This is a genomic window from Salinicola acroporae (assembly GCF_003206615.1).
GTDB lineage: Bacteria > Pseudomonadota > Gammaproteobacteria > Pseudomonadales > Halomonadaceae > Salinicola > Salinicola acroporae.
Map to the genome: position 1 here is coordinate 45,795 of NZ_PZJW01000017.1, position 17,860 is coordinate 63,654.

General features: G+C 63.9%; 18 protein-coding genes and 1 tRNA gene. 15 read left to right on the forward strand and 4 right to left on the reverse strand.

Features of this window, described 5'->3' with window-relative positions; genetic code table 11:
* Position 1: 1 nt before the first annotated feature.
* The 7 genes from fdxH (at position 2) to DOM54_RS20140 (ending at position 6,990) form a co-directional block, all read left to right on the forward strand.
* Positions 2 to 988, forward strand: coding sequence for a formate dehydrogenase subunit beta (gene fdxH / locus DOM54_RS19060; RefSeq protein ID WP_110717844.1), 987 nt, complete (start codon positions 2 to 4; stop codon positions 986 to 988).
* A complete protein-coding gene (locus tag DOM54_RS19065) occupies positions 985 to 1,632 on the forward strand; it encodes a formate dehydrogenase subunit gamma (RefSeq protein ID WP_206019153.1) in 648 nt (215 codons plus the stop codon). The genes fdxH and DOM54_RS19065 overlap by 4 nt, the downstream gene beginning before the upstream one ends.
* Positions 1,616 to 2,587 carry a formate dehydrogenase accessory protein FdhE gene (gene fdhE / locus DOM54_RS19070; RefSeq protein ID WP_240613972.1) on the forward strand — a complete coding sequence of 324 codons (972 nt, stop codon included), beginning with the start codon at positions 1,616 to 1,618 and terminating at the stop codon, positions 2,585 to 2,587. The genes DOM54_RS19065 and fdhE overlap by 17 nt, the downstream gene beginning before the upstream one ends.
* A gap of 153 nt (positions 2,588 to 2,740) precedes the next feature.
* On the forward strand, positions 2,741 to 4,180 hold the full coding sequence (selA, locus tag DOM54_RS19075; RefSeq protein WP_110717845.1) for an L-seryl-tRNA(Sec) selenium transferase: 1,440 nt from the start codon (positions 2,741 to 2,743) through the stop codon (positions 4,178 to 4,180).
* The gene (selB, locus tag DOM54_RS19080) at positions 4,177 to 6,132 is read left to right on the forward strand and encodes a selenocysteine-specific translation elongation factor (RefSeq protein ID WP_110717846.1); all 1,956 of its coding nucleotides are present in this window, start codon (positions 4,177 to 4,179) and stop codon (positions 6,130 to 6,132) included. The genes selA and selB overlap by 4 nt, the downstream gene beginning before the upstream one ends.
* 81 nt (positions 6,133 to 6,213) lie before the next feature.
* Positions 6,214 to 6,309 (forward strand) — tRNA-Sec (locus DOM54_RS20135).
* A gap of 540 nt (positions 6,310 to 6,849) precedes the next feature.
* Positions 6,850 to 6,990, forward strand: a complete 141-nt coding sequence (locus DOM54_RS20140) for a hypothetical protein (RefSeq protein ID WP_162619935.1) — start codon at positions 6,850 to 6,852, stop codon at positions 6,988 to 6,990.
* A 52-nt stretch (positions 6,991 to 7,042) separates the two neighbouring features.
* Here the strand turns inward: DOM54_RS20140 and DOM54_RS19085 are convergent, their stop codons facing one another.
* On the reverse strand, positions 7,043 to 7,588 hold the full coding sequence (locus DOM54_RS19085; RefSeq protein WP_110717847.1) for a ferritin-like domain-containing protein: 546 nt from the start codon (positions 7,586 to 7,588) through the stop codon (positions 7,043 to 7,045).
* 204 nt (positions 7,589 to 7,792) lie between these two features.
* Between DOM54_RS19085 and DOM54_RS19090 the strand changes: the two genes are divergently transcribed.
* From DOM54_RS19090 to DOM54_RS19110, 5 genes are all read left to right on the forward strand, one after another.
* The gene (locus DOM54_RS19090) at positions 7,793 to 8,782 is read left to right on the forward strand and encodes a cation diffusion facilitator family transporter (protein WP_110717848.1); all 990 of its coding nucleotides are present in this window, start codon (positions 7,793 to 7,795) and stop codon (positions 8,780 to 8,782) included.
* A 209-nt stretch (positions 8,783 to 8,991) separates the two neighbouring features.
* Positions 8,992 to 9,828: a methylenetetrahydrofolate reductase [NAD(P)H] gene (metF, locus tag DOM54_RS19095; protein ID WP_110717849.1), complete on the forward strand. Its 837-nt coding sequence runs from the start codon at positions 8,992 to 8,994 to the stop codon at positions 9,826 to 9,828.
* Between the two features lie 130 nt (positions 9,829 to 9,958).
* Entirely contained in the window at positions 9,959 to 10,492 is a 534-nt protein-coding gene (sodC, locus tag DOM54_RS19100) for a superoxide dismutase family protein (protein WP_110717850.1), read from the forward strand.
* Positions 10,493 to 10,656: 164 nt separating this feature from the next.
* Positions 10,657 to 11,328, forward strand: coding sequence for a metal-dependent hydrolase (locus DOM54_RS19105; protein ID WP_110717851.1), 672 nt, complete (start codon positions 10,657 to 10,659; stop codon positions 11,326 to 11,328).
* 128 nt (positions 11,329 to 11,456) lie between these two features.
* Positions 11,457 to 12,119, forward strand: coding sequence for a haloacid dehalogenase type II (locus DOM54_RS19110; RefSeq protein WP_162619936.1), 663 nt, complete (start codon positions 11,457 to 11,459; stop codon positions 12,117 to 12,119).
* An 18-nt stretch (positions 12,120 to 12,137) separates the two neighbouring features.
* Here the strand turns inward: DOM54_RS19110 and DOM54_RS19115 are convergent, their stop codons facing one another.
* Together DOM54_RS19115 and prlC are read right to left on the reverse strand one after the other, a co-directional pair.
* Positions 12,138 to 12,395, reverse strand: coding sequence for a YheV family putative zinc ribbon protein (locus DOM54_RS19115; protein ID WP_110601225.1), 258 nt, complete (start codon positions 12,393 to 12,395; stop codon positions 12,138 to 12,140).
* 76 nt (positions 12,396 to 12,471) lie between these two features.
* Complete coding sequence (gene prlC / locus DOM54_RS19120) at positions 12,472 to 14,523, reverse strand: oligopeptidase A (protein ID WP_110717858.1); 2,052 nt, start codon at positions 14,521 to 14,523, stop codon at positions 12,472 to 12,474.
* A 221-nt stretch (positions 14,524 to 14,744) separates the two neighbouring features.
* On the opposite strand from prlC, the gene DOM54_RS19125 reads away from it, so the two are divergent.
* The gene (locus tag DOM54_RS19125) at positions 14,745 to 16,085 is read left to right on the forward strand and encodes a sodium-dependent transporter (RefSeq protein WP_110717859.1); all 1,341 of its coding nucleotides are present in this window, start codon (positions 14,745 to 14,747) and stop codon (positions 16,083 to 16,085) included.
* A gap of 52 nt (positions 16,086 to 16,137) precedes the next feature.
* Positions 16,138 to 16,671 (forward strand): gamma carbonic anhydrase family protein, encoded by a 534-nt coding sequence (locus tag DOM54_RS19130; RefSeq protein WP_110717853.1) that lies wholly within the window; start codon positions 16,138 to 16,140, stop codon positions 16,669 to 16,671.
* A gap of 16 nt (positions 16,672 to 16,687) precedes the next feature.
* On the opposite strand, the gene DOM54_RS19135 is transcribed toward DOM54_RS19130, so the two are convergent.
* Entirely contained in the window at positions 16,688 to 17,476 is a 789-nt protein-coding gene (locus DOM54_RS19135; RefSeq protein WP_110717854.1) for a GntR family transcriptional regulator, read from the reverse strand.
* A gap of 27 nt (positions 17,477 to 17,503) precedes the next feature.
* Between DOM54_RS19135 and DOM54_RS20145 the strand changes: the two genes are divergently transcribed.
* Positions 17,504 to 17,746, forward strand: coding sequence for a hypothetical protein (locus DOM54_RS20145; protein WP_162619937.1), 243 nt, complete (start codon positions 17,504 to 17,506; stop codon positions 17,744 to 17,746).
* Positions 17,747 to 17,860: the final 114 nt, after the last annotated feature.

Genomic DNA, 17,860 nt, shown 5'->3' on the forward strand with positions numbered 1-17,860 from the left:
CATGATCAATTCGCAAAACATCATCGCCCGCTCCGCCACGACCACCGAGCCTCCTCAGGCGCGCAGCCATGTGGAGGAGGTGGCCAAGCTGATCGATGTCTCCAAGTGCATCGGCTGCAAGGCGTGCCAGGTGGCGTGCATGGAGTGGAACGACCTGCGTGACGATGTCGGCGAGTGCCACGGCACCTACGACAACCCCACCGACCTCACCGCCGAGTCCTGGACGGTGATGCGTTTCAGCGAGCATGAAAGCGCCGACGGCAATCTCGAGTGGCTGATTCGCAAGGATGGCTGCATGCACTGTGCCGAGCCGGGCTGCCTCAAGGCATGCCCGGCCCCTGGCGCGATCGTGCAGTACGCCAACGGCATCGTCGACTTCGACTCCAACCACTGCATCGGCTGCGGCTACTGCATCACCGGCTGCCCGTTCGACATTCCGCGCATTTCGCCCAAGGACCAGAAGTCCTACAAGTGCACGCTCTGTTCGGATCGGGTGAATGCGGGAATGGAGCCGGCCTGTGTCAAGACCTGTCCGACCAACTGCATCGAGTTCGGCACCAAGACGGACATGCTGGCGCGAGCGGAGAAGCGGGTCGGCGATCTCAAGGCGCTGGGCTTCCGCGATGCCGGTATCTACGATCCGGCCGGGGTTGGCGGTACCCACGTCATGTACGTGCTGCATCATGCCAATGACCCCAATCGCTACAGCGGGCTGCCCAAGGATCCACGCATTTCGCCGCTGGTCGGGGCGTGGAAGGGGGCAACCAAGCCGATCATGTCCGCGATCATCGGCATCACCGCCTTTGCCGGTGTGATCCACTACATGACCAAGGGGCCCAAGGAAGAGCCGGAAGACTCGCCCGAGGAGGAGCATCGAGCGGCGCGCGACGACGGCGTCCCGCCTGCCTCGCTGGGCTATGACGCTACCCGGCGGCGCCCCGGAGCCGGGCGGAGTGCGGACGATCGTCCGCAGGGAGAAAATCGATGAAGATGCCTCGGGATCGCCTGATTCGCTACTCGCCGCTGGATCGCGCCAACCACTGGACCATGGCCATGGTCTTCGTGCTGCTGGCGCTCTCCGGGCTGGCGTTCTTCCACCCGGCATTTTTCTTCCTGAGCCATACGCTGGGCGGGCCGGTATGGGCGCGGATTCTCCACCCGTTCCTCGGCGTGGCGCTGGTACTGCTGTTCTACGCCATGGCAGTACGGCACGTGCGCCGCAATCTGCTCGGCGAGAACGACGTGCAGTGGATGCGCCAGATCGGTGACGTGCTCGACAATCGTGACGAAAAATTGCCGCCCATCGGCAAGTACAACCCCGGTCAGAAGCTGGTCTACTGGTCGCTGGTGGTGTCGATCGCGCTGTTGCTGGTCAGCGGCGTGATCATGTGGCGGCCATGGTTCGCCGGCTACTTCCCGATTCCGCTGATTCGGTTCGCCAGCCTGCTCCATGCGGTGTCAGCCTTCGTCGCCATCGTCACCATCGTGGTTCACGTCTATGCCGCGATCTGGGTCAAGGGCTCGGTCCGTTCGATGACGCGAGGCTGGGTGACCCGCGCCTGGGCTCGTCATCACCATGGCCTGTGGGCTCGTGAACAAGAGGAGACGCAGCGCCGTGAACGCCAACCCTGACGATCCGACGTCCGAAGCAACGCCAGGCGCGAACGGCGACCACGCCTTCGGTCAGGCGCCCCCTTCCCCGGGGGCGCCGCCGATGGTGACGCTGCCTTCGCGCAAGGTCTTCGCCGAGCGTGCCCAGCGGCTGCGGCAGTTGGCCGAACGGCTGCCGACGATGACTGCCTACCTGCGCTTCATGGCGATGATCGTCGAGGCCCAGCATCGCGTCGTCCAACTGCCCCGGCCCTCGTTGGTAGGCGGGGCACAGCTGGCGATGACCCATGGCATTCCGCCCCTCTCCCTGGATGGGTTGTGGCGGGACATGTCCTGGGCGGAAGACCTCGACGCACTGCTGGTGGAGCTGGACGGCCACGTCGTGGCGCCCCAGCGGGCTTGGTTCGACGCGCTCCGCGATCTCCCCGTCGCCGAGCGTGTCGAACTGGCCCGGGCCGTACTGGCCGGTCAGCCGCTGGCGTTGGAGCAACGCGGGATGGCGCCGCTCATGGGCGCGGCACTGCAGGTGGCCTGGACTCGCCAGGCGCGCTCGCTCCCCGTGCCGCCGCCGCGCCCGGCGGGTGCCGTCAGCGCCTTGTGCCCTTGCTGTGGTGCCCCGGCGGTGGGGAGTCTGGTGCAGATCGGGATGGCCCGCTCCCGGGTGCGCTATCTGCAGTGCGGGCTGTGCGCCAGCGAGTGGTACGCCGAGCGTGCCAGATGCGCGCAGTGTGGCGACAGTAAAGACCTGGATTACTGTGGCTTGGAGGATGAGCAGGGCGAACGGGTGTTGCCCGTTCAGGCCGAGACCTGCGATCACTGCCACAGCTATCTGAAATGGGTCAACCGGGAGTGGGAGGCCGCAGCCGATCCCTTGGCCGACGACCTCGCCAGCCTGGCACTCGACATGATGATCGCCGACCGCGATCTGGCGCGCCGCGCTTTCAATCCACTACTGGTGCTGGGGGAGCCGGCCTGAATCCACGCAATTGTTGGGATCGCGCTGATGATGGCGAGCCACGGCGTACCCTCCCCGTGGCTCGCCGGGTGTCATTGGCTGTCGTCATGCTTGTTCCCAATCGCCGGCAACGATTAAATCGAGACTCCTCCCGCCGGTTACCGCGAGCCGTTCATGTCCGATAGTGCTGCCAATCCGAATGACCCGCGTCGTCAGTTGCCGGCGGTCGATCAGCTGTTGAATCACCCCCGCTTCGAAGCCTCGCGCCGCGAGCATGGCGATAGTCTCGTGATTCGGGCCGTCCGTGCGACCCTGGCCGAATGGCGACGCCGTCTGGGCGATCCGGCGAGATCGCCGCTCCCGATGATCGATGAAGCGGCGCTGCTCGCGGCCGTGGAGCGCGCGCTGGCCGCCGAGGCGCGCCTCAACGTCCGCGCCGTCTTCAATCTCACCGGGACCGTCATCCACACGAATCTGGGCCGCTCACCGCTTTCCGAAGCGGCCATCGATGCCGTGGTTCAGGCAGCGCGCCATCCGGTAGCGCTGGAATACGATCTCGACAAGGGGCGGCGTGGGGATCGTGATCGCCTGGTCGAGGGACTGCTGATCGAGCTCACCGGCGCCGAGGCGGCGACGGTGGTCAACAACAATGCCGCTGCCGTACTGCTGGCCCTGACGGCGCTCGGCGCCGGCCGCGAGGCAGTGATATCCCGCGGCGAGATGATCGAGATCGGCGGTGCCTTCCGGATGCCGGACGTGATGACCGCGGCTGGCTGTCGGTTGGTCGAGGTCGGTGCCACCAACCGCACCCACGCGCGTGACTTTCGTCAGGCTCTCGGTGACGACAGTGGCCTGATCGTCAAGGCGCACACCTCCAACTACGCTGTCACCGGCTTCACCAGCAGCGTGCCGGAGGCCGAGCTGGCCACAATCGCCCACGACCACGGCATCCCGTTGATGATCGATCTCGGCAGTGGTGCGCTGACCGATTTCCGCGAGCTTGGCCTGCCTCACGAGGCGCGACCGGGAGAGGCGATTGCCGCCGGGGCGGATCTGGTCACCTTCAGCGGCGACAAACTGCTCGGCGGCCCCCAGGCCGGTATCGTCGTCGGCAAGCGCGAGCTGATCGAGCGACTCAAGCAGCATCCGCTCAAGCGGGCGCTGCGCTGCGACAAGCTCACGCTCGCAGCCTTGGAAGCCACGCTCCGGTGTTATCGCGATAGTGCCGAGCCGGCCCGGCATCTGCCGACGCTGGCGATGCTCTCGCGTGGCGTCGAAGAGATCGAAGCGCAAGCGGCGCGACTGTTGCCGCAGATGCAGACGGCACTGGATGGCATCGCCGAGGTCGTCACTCGGGCTTGCCGAAGTCAGCTCGGCAGCGGCTCGCTGCCGGTCGATCGGCTCGACAGCCATGCGCTGGTCGTGGGGTGCGCCGAGGGCCCGGCGCTCGCCCGGCTCGAGCGCACCCTGCGCGCACTGCCGCGACCGGTGATCGGCCGTTTGCACGAAGGCGCACTGTGGCTCGATCTTCGTTGCCTGTGCCGTGAGGCGGACGAGCGGATGTTCTTGGCGCAGCTCCCGGGCATTCGGCAGCTGTGGCGTGCCACCCGATGATCGTTGGTACCGCCGGCCACGTCGACCACGGCAAGACGTCCTTGATCCATGCGCTGACCGGTGTGGCGACGGATCGCCTGAAGGAGGAGCTGGCACGGGGACTCACCATCGAGGCTGGCTATGCCTATCCCGAGCCGCCACCGGGACAGGCCGGGGCCGTGCTGGGGTTCATCGATGTGCCGGGGCACGAGCGCTTCGTTGCCAATATGCTCTCCGGTGCCGTGGGTATGCAGGCGATGTTGCTGGTGATCGCGGCGGATGACGGCATCATGCCGCAGACGCTCGAACACGCACGCATCCTCGAACTTTTGGGCGTGACCCAGGCCTGGGTCGCGCTGACCAAGATCGATCGAGTGGCGCCGGTGCGCATCGACGAGGTGCGCCGCGAGATCGCCGCCTGGCTGGACACGACAGCTTTCACCGGCGCGCCGATCTTTCCGCTTTCCAGCGTCACCGGTGTCGGTCTGAAACCGCTCGAGAGCACGCTGTGGGCGCAGGCGGCGCGACCCTTGCCCATTCATGAGGCGGGGCGCTTCCGGCTCGCCGTCGATCGTGTCTTCGTCAAGCCAGGTGCTGGCGTCGTGGTGACTGGTACTGTGCGCAGCGGCCGCGTCGCCCTCGGCGACACGGTACGCCTGTTGCCTGGCGGAATGGACGCACGGGTGCGCGGGCTGCGCGCGCAAGATCGTGAGGTCGACCTGGCGCGGCCGGGTGAGCGCTGTGCCATCAATCTGAGCGGGTCGGGCATCGAGCGGAGCCGGCTCGCCCGAGGGAATTGGGTCGTGACGTCCGCCTCCCTGGCAGCCGACCGAACACGCCTCGACGTCGCCCTGGACTGGCTGCCGGAAGCCCCAGCGCTCAGGCACTGGACGCCGGTCCATCTGCACCACGGCAGTGCCCATGTGACGGGGCGGGTTGCACTGCTGGAGGCGGACACGCTGGACGCCGGCGGCTCGGCGCTGGCGCAACTGGTGCTGGACTCGCCGCTGCAGGCCGTCCATGGCGACCGCATCGTGATCCGCGATCATGGCGCCAGCCGGACCCTGGGGGGCGCCAGGGTGCTGGACGTCGCCCCGCCCCGTCGCGGCGGCCGGAAACCGGATCGACTGAGTTGGTTGGGTCGACTGCGCGAGGTGCTGTCGGAGGGGGCCGGGCCGCCGGATTGGCAACTGCTGTTTTCCCGCCGCGAAGAGGGCTCGCCCCCCGAGATGACCAGCGTGGATCTCGCGGCGCTGGCGGTGAATCTCGACGTGCCGGTCGACGATTTGCAGCGAAGCGCGTCAGCGGCGCGTTGGCTCGTGCTGTCGAACCAGGCGGAGCATCACGCCCTGGCGCCGACCTATGAGCGATCGCTGTATGACGATGCGACCGAACGTCTGGCGTCGATCCACGAGCTGGAGCCGGCAATGCGAGGCGTCGACATCGATCGTCTGCGTCGCATGGTGGCGCCTCGACTACCCGCCGACCTGTTCCGGCCGCTGCTCGAGCACTGGAAAGCGCGGGGTGATCTCGCCCAGCACGGCCCGTTCGTGGCGCTGGCATCGCATACGGCATCGCTGTCGGCGCAGGACGAAAAGCGCTGGGATACGGTACGCCCGCTGCTCGTGGCGCAGCCCTGCGATCCGCCTCGGGTGCGCGACATCGCCGGGCAGCTTGGCTGGGCCGAGACCGACGTGCGCCAGCTACTGCATGACTGCGCGCTACTGGGCGATGTCTATCAGCTGCGTCATGATCACTTCTTCCTGGCGAGCCGAGTGTCCGAACTGGCAGCGTTGATTCAGCAACTCGATGGCGAGTCGCCAGCCGGGGCGACGGCGGCGGCATTTCGCGATCGGATCGGCTGTGGCCGGAAACTGGCGGTGGCGATTCTCGAGTTTTTCGATCGGATCGGCTTCACCCGGCGGGTCGGGGATGGTCATAAGGTGATCCGGAAAGATATGCTGTTCGAGTGATTGGGCCCGATCCTCGGCGGTCGAGCACCCGAAGGGGATTGCAAGGTCGGCCGGCAAGGGCATTTTGCGAATCCTTTCTCAGGAAGAGAATCGTTCCCCGGTGGGGCGCCAGGACTTCAACTCCTGTAGGGGCTGCCAGCAGTCTCTGGTGGGTTCGACTCCCACTCTCTTCCGCCATCATCTTGCCTGCGGACGAGGAGGCTGTCCGGTGTCGGCAGCCGCTTGATTCCGGTGCTCTGCCTCGCATCGGTGACACGAAAACGGCCAATTTCCGGCTGTTGCAAAAAATTACGTGTTTTACTGGATAGTCAGTGGCTTATAAACGCATGATTAAGAACACTTAAGTTTTGTTATTAGCAAAACCGATCAAGATATCACGAGAAAAACGTTGGCGTGGCGACGATGAAGGTCCACTCTGACATTGCCCACTTAGCCAAGTGGCTCTCACCGCGAAGGAACGTGGGAGTGGGTTCTCTCTTCCAGTCTGTCTATCGGCCACCACCGATTCCGAACACCGTTACCTCGGTTCGGTGTCGTTGATATCCTGCCGCTCACTTCGTATTGCCATGATTTCGACGCCCAGTCACGCTGAAGTCTGTATTTCGCCGCCGGCCTGGCCCGTCGCGCAACCTCCTGCGTAATCGTGAATTCCCGCTGCCGTGCAAGTCGTGACTACAATGATGCCTCGACGACAACGTCGCCATCGATGGAGACTCCATGCAGGGTTCGCTGATCGGTATCGTGGTAGGGCTGGTGGTCTGGATGATTTCCGCCGAATGGGGGTGGGGAATTGGCGCGGGCATCGCCTCGGGGATCGCCTGGGATCTGTGGCGCCAACGCTCGCGACATGACGACTGAGGCGTTGGGGGCTCGGGCCAGTTCGGCGGGTCGAAATGGCCCGATGGCGATATCAGTTGCGGGTCTTGACCCCCTCGAGTAGCGCCGCCATGTCGTCGGCATGCTCCTCCTCCTGGGCCAGGATGTCCTCCATCACTCGGCGGGAGGTCGGATCCTTGTCGCCAAGATAGGTGATGATCTCGCGGTAGCTGTCGATCGCGATCCGCTCGGCAATGAGGTCCTCCTTGATCATCTCCTCGAGCGTCTCTCCCTCGGCGTACTCCGAGTGCGAGCGGCTCAGCAACCCCTCCGGCGAGAAATTGGGGGCGCCGCCCAGTTGGGTGATGCGTTCGGCAAGTTGGTCGGCGTGCTGTTGCTCCTCCTGGGCATGCTCCAGAAACTCATCCTTGGCAATGCTCGCGCTGAGACCGTCGGCCATGTAGTAATGCCGCTTGTAACGCAGTACGCAGACGATCTCGGTTGCCAGTGCCTCGTTGAGGATCTTGATGACCATCTCGCGGTCGGCGCCATACCCCTCGGTGACGGCGCCATTCTCGATATGCTGGCGGGCTCGCTCGCGAATCGTCTTGATGTCGGTCAAAAAGGTCTGCTCGCTCATGACTTCCTCCTCGATGGTGATGGCGCGATGGGTGGCGGCCAGGCTCCGGCACGCCCCGGTCGTGATCTCAACGTAGTCGATCGAACCCCGTTGTCCTAGGGATATCGTGGGAGCCGAGTGCGCTCGCCATGCCAACAGCGTGTAATACAATAGCGTCGGGGTCGTGAGCTAAGATCCAGGGACACATCCGTCAGGATCCACGACATGGCTTCGCACGACCACTCGCATCACGACTCTCATGATCACGCCGGGCAAGGGCATTCTCACGGCCACGACCATGGTCACTCCCACGATCATGCGCCAACCGTGACGGCAGACAGTGTCAGGCGCGTCAGGCTGGCGATGGTCCTGACCGCCGGCTTCATGCTGGCGGAGGTGGTGGGCGGCTGGATTTCCGGCTCGCTCGCGCTGCTGGCCGACGCCGGGCATATGTTCAGCGACAGCTTCTCGCTCGGGCTTGCGCTGTTCGCCTTCTATATGGGCGACAAGGCACCGGACAGGTTTCGCACTTTCGGTTATCAGCGCTTCCAGGTACTGGCCGCCTTCGTCAACGGGCTGACGCTGCTGGCGATCGCGGTATGGATCGTGATCGCTGCGATCCAGCGATTCACCCAGCCGGTCGAGGTCCTGGCAGGCCCGATGATGGTGGTGGCCGTGTTGGGCCTGCTGGTGAACATCGTGGTCTTCAGGATCCTGCACGGGGGCGACCAGGAAAACCTCAACCTGCGCGGTGCCTTGTTGCATGTGATCGGCGATTTGCTGGGGTCGGTGGCGGCTATCGTGGCGTCCGTGGTGATCCTGCTCACTGGCTGGACTCCGATCGATCCCCTGCTGTCGATGCTGGCCGCGGCGTTGATTCTGCGCGCCGCCTGGAAGATTCTGGGCCGCTCGGCGCATACCCTGCTCGAGGGCACGCCCGAAGGTGTCGATGTCGGTCAGATCCGGCAGGCGCTACTCGACGTCGAGGGCGTCAAGAGCCTGCACGACATTCATGTATGGGGCCTGACGCCACAGGATCCGCTGCTCAGCGCGCACCTGGTGATCGAGTCTCCCGCCTTTCACGACGGTGTCATCGAGCGTGCCTATGCCACGCTGCAGTCCCGCTTCGGGATCCAGCACGCCACGTTGCAGGTCGAGACGCGAGACTGCCTCACCGGTGGCGAGTGCAACCACGGCATGATCGTGCATCCCTGACCCTGTCGCGCGGGATGTCGCTTCGTGATGAGCCTTGTTCATGAAAATGGCGGGAAGGTTTCATTGGCCGTGATCGCCCCGGGAAGGCAGAATCGCCATCATATGGTCGTCAATCCATCGTCGGTCGTCGCTACCGGGACATCAGCGCTCGAGAGCGAGACCTCGCCCCGCCTGCGATCACGCGGGGCCGCATCGAAGAGAACACTGTCATGAGCACGCAGCCTCCCCTGGGATTCAGTTTCGAATTCTTCCCTCCCAATACCGACGCGGGGCGCGAAAAGCTCGGCGGGGTCCGCGATGCACTGGCCGCCCGCAAGCCGCGGTTTTTCTCGGTGACCTATGGGGCCGGTGGCTCCACCCAGGCGCGTACGTTCGACACCGTCAAGGCGGTCCGCCGCAGCGGCGTCACCACGGCGCCGCATCTCTCCTGTGTCGGTAGCGACAAGTCGGCGCTGCGTAATCTGCTGCACGCCTACCGTGAAGATGGTGTGGATAGCCTGGTGGCGTTGCGTGGTGACTTACCATCGGGCATGGGGGGCGCCGGCGAATTGCGTTACGCCAACGAGCTGGTCGAATTCATCCGCGACGAGACCGGCGATCATTTCGAGATCGCGGTTGCCGCCTACCCGGAAGCCCATCCCCAGGCAGCCAGCTTCGAACGCGACCTGGAAAACTTCGCCCGTAAGGCCAAGGCGGGCGCCGATCTCGCGATCACCCAGTATTTCTTCACCGCCGACGCTTATTTTCACTTCGTGGACCGGGTTCGCGCCATGGGGGTGGAGACGCCGATCATTCCCGGCATCATGCCGATCACCAATTACACCAAGCTGGCTCGTTTCTCCGATACCTGCGGCGCCGACATTCCGCGCTGGATCCGCAAGCAGCTCGAGGCCTACGGCGACGACAGCGACAGCATCCAGGCCTTCGGTACCGAGGTGATCTCGAGGCTGTGCCGGCGGTTACTGGATGGCGGGGCCCCTGGCCTGCATTTCTACACGCTGAATCAATCCGCGCCGGTGCTTCGGGTGCTCGACAACCTGAGTTGAACCTGGCCTCCGAGTTCGCCTCGTCGAAGCCCTGCCGTTCGCGTTCGGGTCGCTGGTTGGCTACGTTGAAACCAGTCCCGATCGAGCGAGTCGCTGATCGAGACCCGTCACTCATGCAGAGGAGAACGCCATGCAACGCAACGGATGGATCGGTCTGACCGCGGGGGTTGCGCTAGCCCTGTCGGGGTGGGCGCAGGCGGACACCACGGTGGAGATGCATGCGGTATCCGCCGACGGGATCGGCGATAGCGTCGGTACGGTGGTCGCCAAGGACACCGAATATGGTCTGCTGCTGATGCCCGACCTGTCGGGCCTGAAGGCCGGGCTTCACGGTTTCCATCTGCACACCAACGCCAGTTGCGAGACCAGCGAGACCGATGGCGAAGTCACCCCGGGTGGCGCTGCCGGTGGCCATTTCGATCCCGACGAGACCGGCACACACCAGGGGCCTTACAGCGACGAGGGTCATCTCGGGGATCTGCCGGCACTTACGGTCGGGGACGACGGCACAGCGACGACGCCGGTGCTGGCACCTCGACTCGCCGAAGCCGATCTCGACGGTCACTCGCTGATGATTCACCAAGGTGGCGACAACTACAGCGACGAGCCCAAGTTGGGTGGCGGCGGGAGCCGAGTGGCCTGCGGTGTCATCGACGGCAGCTAGCGCGCATTGAACGGCACGCAGATTGACGGCTCCACCACAGGTGGAGCCTTTTCTTGTCGCTGCGAAGCCGGTTCGTCCTGGAGCGGCTTTTCTTAAGCTATTGTTTTCTGATTGGCTGGCGCGCCATAATCTGTTCATTTATCCAGTTGTGGGGCGCCCGGCCAATGGCCAATTTTCGAACGCATCTCGGCGTGGCGACCGTCGGGGGAGTCGCGGTCGCTCAGGCCGGATGGCAAGCAGGGCAGTGGAGCGGCTGGCAGTCGCTGGTGGTCGCGATGCTGGTGGCGTTCGGCGGTATTCTCCCGGATATCGATGCCGATCAGTCCCAGGCCATTCGCCTGATCTTCAATATCCTGGCCGTCGTCGCGGTGGTGCTGGCAGTACTGGTTCTGCAGCATCGGGTCACACCAGCCTATCTGTTTGCCGCCTGCGGCGGTATCTATCTCGGCGTGCGCTACCTGGCCGGTGCGATTTTCGCACGCTTCACGGTTCATCGCGGGTTGTGGCATTCGCTGCTGGCCGCGTCGATCAGCGGGCTGTCGACGGCAGCGATCAGTTTCTCCCTGCTGGACCAGCCTGAACGGCTGGCCTGGATACACGGGGTGGCGATGACACTGGGCTTCGTCATCCACCTGATGCTGGACGAGCTGTACAGCGTCGATCTCACCGGGGCGCGCTTCAAGCGTTCGTTCGGTACCGCCCTTAAATTCTTTAGCTGGCAGTCACCGGGCAGTGCGCTGATGCTGGCGTTGATATCGGCGCACCTGTTGAGCTGGCTACCGTCCTTCTCGGTGCTGCGGCAGCTGGTAATGCAGGGTGTGGCGCTGTGGCACTGAGGCGATGGTGCGGGGCCGCCAATCGATGACGCCGAATCGAGAACCTTGCGAGCGTTAGACGTTATCCCTCGCTACGCTTTTCCCATCCGATCTGAATCATCAGCCCCAATGATGGCATGGAGTCCACGATGCATCTGGTATTCGACGTCAATGAAACACTGCTCGACACGGGGGCGCTCGATCCGCTGTTCAAGCGCTGGTTCGGCACCGACGCTGCACGCTCTGAATGGTTCCTGACGCTTCAGGAGACCTGGATGACGGCCAATCTGGTGGGGGAGTTCGAGCCCTTTGCAGATCTCGCCAGAAGTGCGCTGCGCCAACTCGGTGCCAAACATGGTGTCGCGATCGCTGTAGGCGACGAGCAGGCACTGGTCGAGGCGATTCTATCGATGCCGGCCCACGCCGATTCGGCGGCGGCGCTGGCGCAGTTGCGCGAGCAGGGGCATACGCTGACGGCGCTGACCAATAGCGCGCTGAAGGCAGCGCATCGGCAGCTCGACAACGCCGGACTGAGCGGTTATTTCGATGCCATTCTAAGTGTCGAGAGCGTGGGGCGATACAAGCCGTCTCCAGAGCCTTATCGGCATGCGGCGAGCCACTGGGGCGTCGCCACCGCCGAGCTGATCATGATCGCCGCTCACGGGTGGGATTTGATCGGTGCCAATGCGGCCGGGCTGCGAACCGGGTTCATCGCACGGCCAGGCAAGGCAATGGACCCACAGCTCGGCAGCGTGCCTGACTGGCAGGATGACGACCTTGCCCGTCTGGTTCAGCGCGCTGTCGCGCAGTGACGACTACTGCCGGTGGCGTCAATGCAGTTTGCCGGGGTCGATGATCCGCACCGGGCGGACCTCGTCGCTGGCTGGCCGCTGTTTGTCACGCGGTTGATTGACGCGAGTTGGAATTTCCTGCGGCGTGTCGTCCTCGATCGGTAATTGCTCGAAGAAGTCGCAGCTGACGCAGTCGCGGTAGCGAATGCCGTTCTGCTCCCACGAACGTATGCGGTCCATGGCGGCACAGCGAGGGCAGATTGCGCCGGCAATGAAGCGTTTCGGCGTCTGGGACATGCATTACCTCGAAAGCAGTGGGCGGGCGCTGACTGGCGCCCGCCCGGTTCACTGTGGGATCAGACACCGCCCAGGATCAGGCAGCGTTCTTGGCGTCGATACCGGAGTGGCGCAATAGTGCATCGATGCTCGGTTCACGGCCACGGAAGGCTTCGAACAGTTCTGCCGCTTCCCGTGAGCCACCCTGTTCGAGAATCGCCTCGCGGAAGCGTCGGCCGGTCTCGGGATCGAAGATCCCGGCTTCCTCAAAGGCACTGTAGGCATCCGCCGACAGCACTTCGGCCCATTTGTAGCTGTAATAACCGGCAGCGTAGCCACCGGCGAAGATATGGGCGAAACCGTTCTGGAAGCGATTGAAGTCGACGGCCGGCACGACCGAGACCTTGGCTCTGACGTCATCGAGCAGACGCTGGACGTCACTGGCGCTCGGTTTCTCGAGCTCGTGATGGAGACGGAAGTCGAACAGCGAGAATTCGAGCTGGCGCATCATCTGCATTGCCGACTGGAAATTGCGCGCCGCCTGCAGCTTGTCCAGCAACTCGTCCGGCAATTTGTCGCCGGTGTCGACGTGGCCGGCGATCAGGTCGAGACCCTCGCGCTCCCAACAGAAATTCTCCATGAACTGGCTCGGCAGCTCGACGGCATCCCAGGCGACGCCACTGATGCCGGAAACATCGGCGACCGTCTGCCGCGTCAGCATATGATGCAGGCCATGGCCGAACTCGTGGAACAGCGTCAGCACCTCCTCGTGGCTCAGCAGTGCCGGCTTGCCCGCCACCGGGGGCGTGAAGTTGCAGGTGAGATAGGCCACCGGCAGCTGTAATTCGCCACTTTCGCGCTGGAGACGCGTGCGGCAGACATCCATCCAGGCGCCGCCACGCTTGCCTTCTCGGGCGTACAGGTCCAGATAGAAGCCGGCGATAGGCTGATCGCCATCGAGCACGTCGAAGTATTTCACGTCCGGATGATAGCGGGGCGCTTCCGGATTCTCCGCCATGCGGATGCCGTAAAGCTTGTTGGTAACGCGGAACAGGCCCTCGATGGCACGCGGCGCGGGGAAGTAGGGACGCAACTGCTCCTGAGAAATATCGTAGCGCGCCTGACGCAGCTTCTCGCTTGCGAAGCCGGTGTCCCATGGCTTCAGCGCATCGAGGCCGAGGGTCTCCTTGGCGAAAGCCTCCAGTTCGTTGAATTCGCGCTGCGCCTGCGGGTGTGCGCGTTCGGCGAGGTCGTCAAGGAAGCCAAGCACCTGTTCGGGCGTTTCGGCCATCTTGGTGGCCAGCGAGTAGTCGGCGTAGGTGTCGAAACCGAGCAGGCGGGCCAGTTCCTGACGCAGCCGCAGCGTTTCCTCTATTACCGGCGCATTGTCGTTTTCGCCGGCCTTGGGGCCCTGGTCGGAAGCCCGCGTGACATAGGCGGTGTAGACCTCACGGCGCAGCTCGCGATCTTCGGCGAAGGTCATGACCGGCAGGAAGCTGGGGACGTCCAGCGTAATCCGGTACCCGGTAACGCTCTTGGTTTCGGCATTGGCCTTCAATGTTTCCAGAGCGCTCTCGGGCAGGCCGCCCAGGCGGTCGGCGTCGGCAAGATCGAGATGCCAGGATTGGGTCGCATCCAGCAACTGGTTGGAGAAGGTGTTGCCGAGTTCCGACAGGCGAGCCTGGATTTCGCCGTAGCGTTTCTTGTCCTCGGCCGGCAGATCGACGCCGGCGAGACGGAAGTTACGCAGGGTGTTGTCGATCGCCTTGCGCTGAGCGGTCTCGAGTGAGGCGAACTCGTCGCTCTGCCGCAGACGTTCGAAAGCCTTGAAAAGCGCGGTGTGCTGACCGACCCAGGTACCGTACTCGGAAAGCATGGCCAGACACTGCTGATAGGCGTCGCGCAGCGCGTCGCTGTTCATCGTCGAATTGAGGTGGGACACCGGAGACCACGCCTGGGACAGGCGGTCGTCGAGTGATTCCAGCGGCGCGGCCAGGGTCTGCCAGCTCACGTCCTGCTGCCGGGCCAGGGCCTCGGTGGCCTGCCGGTTGTCGGCAATGATCCTTTCTATGGCCGGTACGACGTGTTCGGGGCGGATCGCCTCGAACGGCGGCAGGGTATGATGCTCGAGCAGCGGATTATTCGACATGGTCACCTCGGGCGATGGAATCAGTGCCATTCTATATGGGGTGAGCCGAGCCAGCTTTCAATCCGGTGGCTACCGTTGGCAATGCCCGCTGCTGGATGCCGGCCTGGGCGAGATTGGCGAGTCGTCCCGGTGCTGATAGGCTCTTCGCGTTTTCGTGCCAGCCCTGCCTGTCCCGGGTGGGTCGCCCTCGGCCGCAATCCGTTCGATAAAGGTCCCGAATGATGAGTGAAACTCTGGAGCGCTGGCAGTCCCGCCGTGCCTTTATCCTGGCGGTCACCGGCGCCGCCGTGGGCCTGGGCAACATCTGGCGCTTCCCCTACATGACGGGCGAGAATGGTGGGTCGGCATTCCTGCTGCTTTACATCGTTTTCGTGCTGCTGCTGGGGCTGCCGATGATGATGGCCGAGATCATGATCGGTCGCGCCGGTCGACGCAGTCCGATGCAGGCGCTGGCGTTCCTGGCCGACGAGGCCGATGTCAGTCGGCACTGGAAATGGCTGGGGCTTTTCGGCGCGATCACGGTTTTCTTCATCCTGTCGTTCTACTCGGTGGTTTCCGGCTGGTCGATCGAATACCTGGTCAGTGCCATCAATGGCAACTTCGTTGGTCTCTCTCCCCCGCAGATCGGCGCGAGCTTCGATGCCTTCCTGGCCGATCCGCTGCGCATGACCTTCAACCATACGCTGTTCATGCTGCTGACCATGTCGGTGGTGGCGGCCGGCATCGCCAACGGCATCGAGAAGCTCAACAACGTGATGATGCCGCTGCTGTACGCGATCCTGATCGTTCTCGGGGGCTATGCCGTGACCACGCCGGGTTTCGGGGCCGCCATGCACTGGCTGTTCACGCCGAACGTCGCCGCCATCACCTGGAGCGTCGTGCTCAATGCCATGGGGCACGCCTTCTTTACCCTGGCGGTGGGCGCTTGCGCCCTGATGGCTTACGGTGCCTACATGCCCGAGGAGCAGAGTCTGCCCAAGGCCGTCTTCGCCGTGGCGCTGCTCGATATCACAGTGGCGCTGCTCTCCGGTATTGCCATCTTCTCCGTGGTCTTCACCCATGGTCTCGATCCCAGCGAAGGGCCCGGACTGATGTTCGTCACGCTGCCGATCGCCTTCAGTGAGTTGCCAGGCGGGCAGGTCTGGCTGGGCGCCTTCTTTCTGCTCCTGCTGGTAGCGACCTGGACGTCGTCGATCAATCTCGCCGAGCCGATGGTGTCGATGCTGGTCGGTTCCGGGTGGCGGCGCAGCCGGGCTGCTATTCTGGTCGGGTCGCTGGTGTGGCTGGTGGGGCTGTTATCGGTGCTCTCGTTCTCTACCCTGGCAGACGTCCATTGGGTCGGCGAGATGAACTTCTTCACCTTGGTGTCGACCATTCCGCCCGACATCTTCCTGCCGGTCGGTGGTCTGCTAATCGCCATCTTCGCGGTGTGGGTGATGTCGAGGGAAGCCGCCGTGGCGGCGCTGGGCGTCGGCGCCGGCAGCTTCCGGCTATGGCAATGGCTGGTGCGTTACGTGTCGATCCCGCTGACGGTCGTGGTGCTGGCGTCCAGCCTTCTCTAGGCCATGCGGCGAGGGTCAAGCCGATTCTGGATAGCGTACAGGAGGGGAACTCATGGCAATTCGAACATTTCAGGGTGTGGCGCCCAGCCTCGGACAACGGGTGTTCATCGATGATACCAGCGTCGTGCTGGGAGACGTGGCGCTGGGTGACGACTGCTCGGTGTGGCCGATGGCGGTCATCCGGGGTGACGTCCATCGCATTCGCATCGGCGAGCGCACCAGCGTGCAGGATGGCTGCGTGCTGCATTGTACCCACGCAAGCGATTACAACCCAGGCGGCCATCCCTTGATCATCGGGGACGATGTCACGATCGGCCACCAGGCCACGCTGCACGGCTGCCGTATCGGGGATCGGGTTCTCATCGGAATGGGCGCCGTGGTGCTGGACGGAGTCGTGATCGAAGATGAGGTGATCGTCGCTGCGGGCGCCATGGTTCCGCCGGGCAAGGTGCTGGAGAGCGGCCATGTCTATGCCGGTAACCCGGCCAAACCGCTACGCGAACTCAAGGCCGCCGAGCGGACGTTTTTCAGTTACTCCGCGGGGAATTACGTCAAGCTGAAGGACCAGCACCTGAGCGGAGAATGATCGGTGACTGGCGCGCTCAGGGTTCGAGGCGGTCGCTCAGCAGTTGCGAGCGCCTCTCGGCGCGTCGGGCCCTCGATTCGGCACGCTGCATGTCGATCAGCCCCGCCTTGACGTAGTCGAGATGCTCATGGGCCAACGTGCGAGCATCCTCGGCTCTCCCTTCCTGAATCGCCTCGAGCAGTGCGCGATGCTGTGCCATCAGGCGTTGGCGGGCATTGGGGCGCTCGAACAGATGTGCCAGGTTGCCGACGATGCTCTTCTCCAGCAAATGGAACAGGCCGCGAATGGTATGCAGCATCAGGACATTGTGGGCGGCCTCGGCAATGGCGAGGTGGAAGGCGGCATCGGCCTTGGCCTCGCGTAGTGGGTCGCCCTGCTGAACGGGGTCCCGGTAACTTCTGTCCAGCGCCTCGAACCGCTGCTGCAGCATCTCCTTGTCGGCCGGGGTTGCCCGCATCGCTGCATGGTAGGCCGTGATCCCCTCCATTGCATCGCGGAACTCCAGCACATCCAGATGGAACTCGTCGTGACGCGACAGCATCTCCAGCATTGGGTCGCCGTAACTGGCGGCGAGACTTTCACTGACGTAGGTGCCGCCACCCTGTCGACTGATCAACAGGCCTCGAGCGGCCAGCTTCTGAATGGCTTCCCGTAGCGAGGGGCGTGACACGCCAAAGCGTTCGGCCAGTTGCCTTTCGGCCGGCAGGCGGTGCCCCGGCTTGAGGCTGCCCTCGAGGATCATCGTCTCGAGACGTTCGGTGATGACATCGGCAAGGCGAGGTTGCCTGACGGTGGGGTAGGTCACGCGATGGAGCTCCCGATAACGATTCCAATGATTGGTTTTACCAATGTTCCGGCATCGCTCAAAGCGCTGCCTGCCGTCATGGCGGTTATCGGAATTCGATTCGGACCAAAGTATGAAGCGCCCAGGCCTCAATCGACGCGCCACCGCTTCGGGATGACGCTGACAATCGGCCTGGATGGCCCAGGACATATCAGATCTCCACCATCGGTCGTCATCGAGTTCAGTTTTTTTTTGACTCAAGGGCTTGCCAACGCGGCGTCCGATCCGTAAAGTACGCATCCGCTGCCGCCGAGAGAGGTTCTCGGAGGCGGTGAGGAAGAAAGCCAAGCGTTTGATTTGATTGAAACAATCGGTTGGCGCAAGGCAGGGAGGCAGGCAAAATGC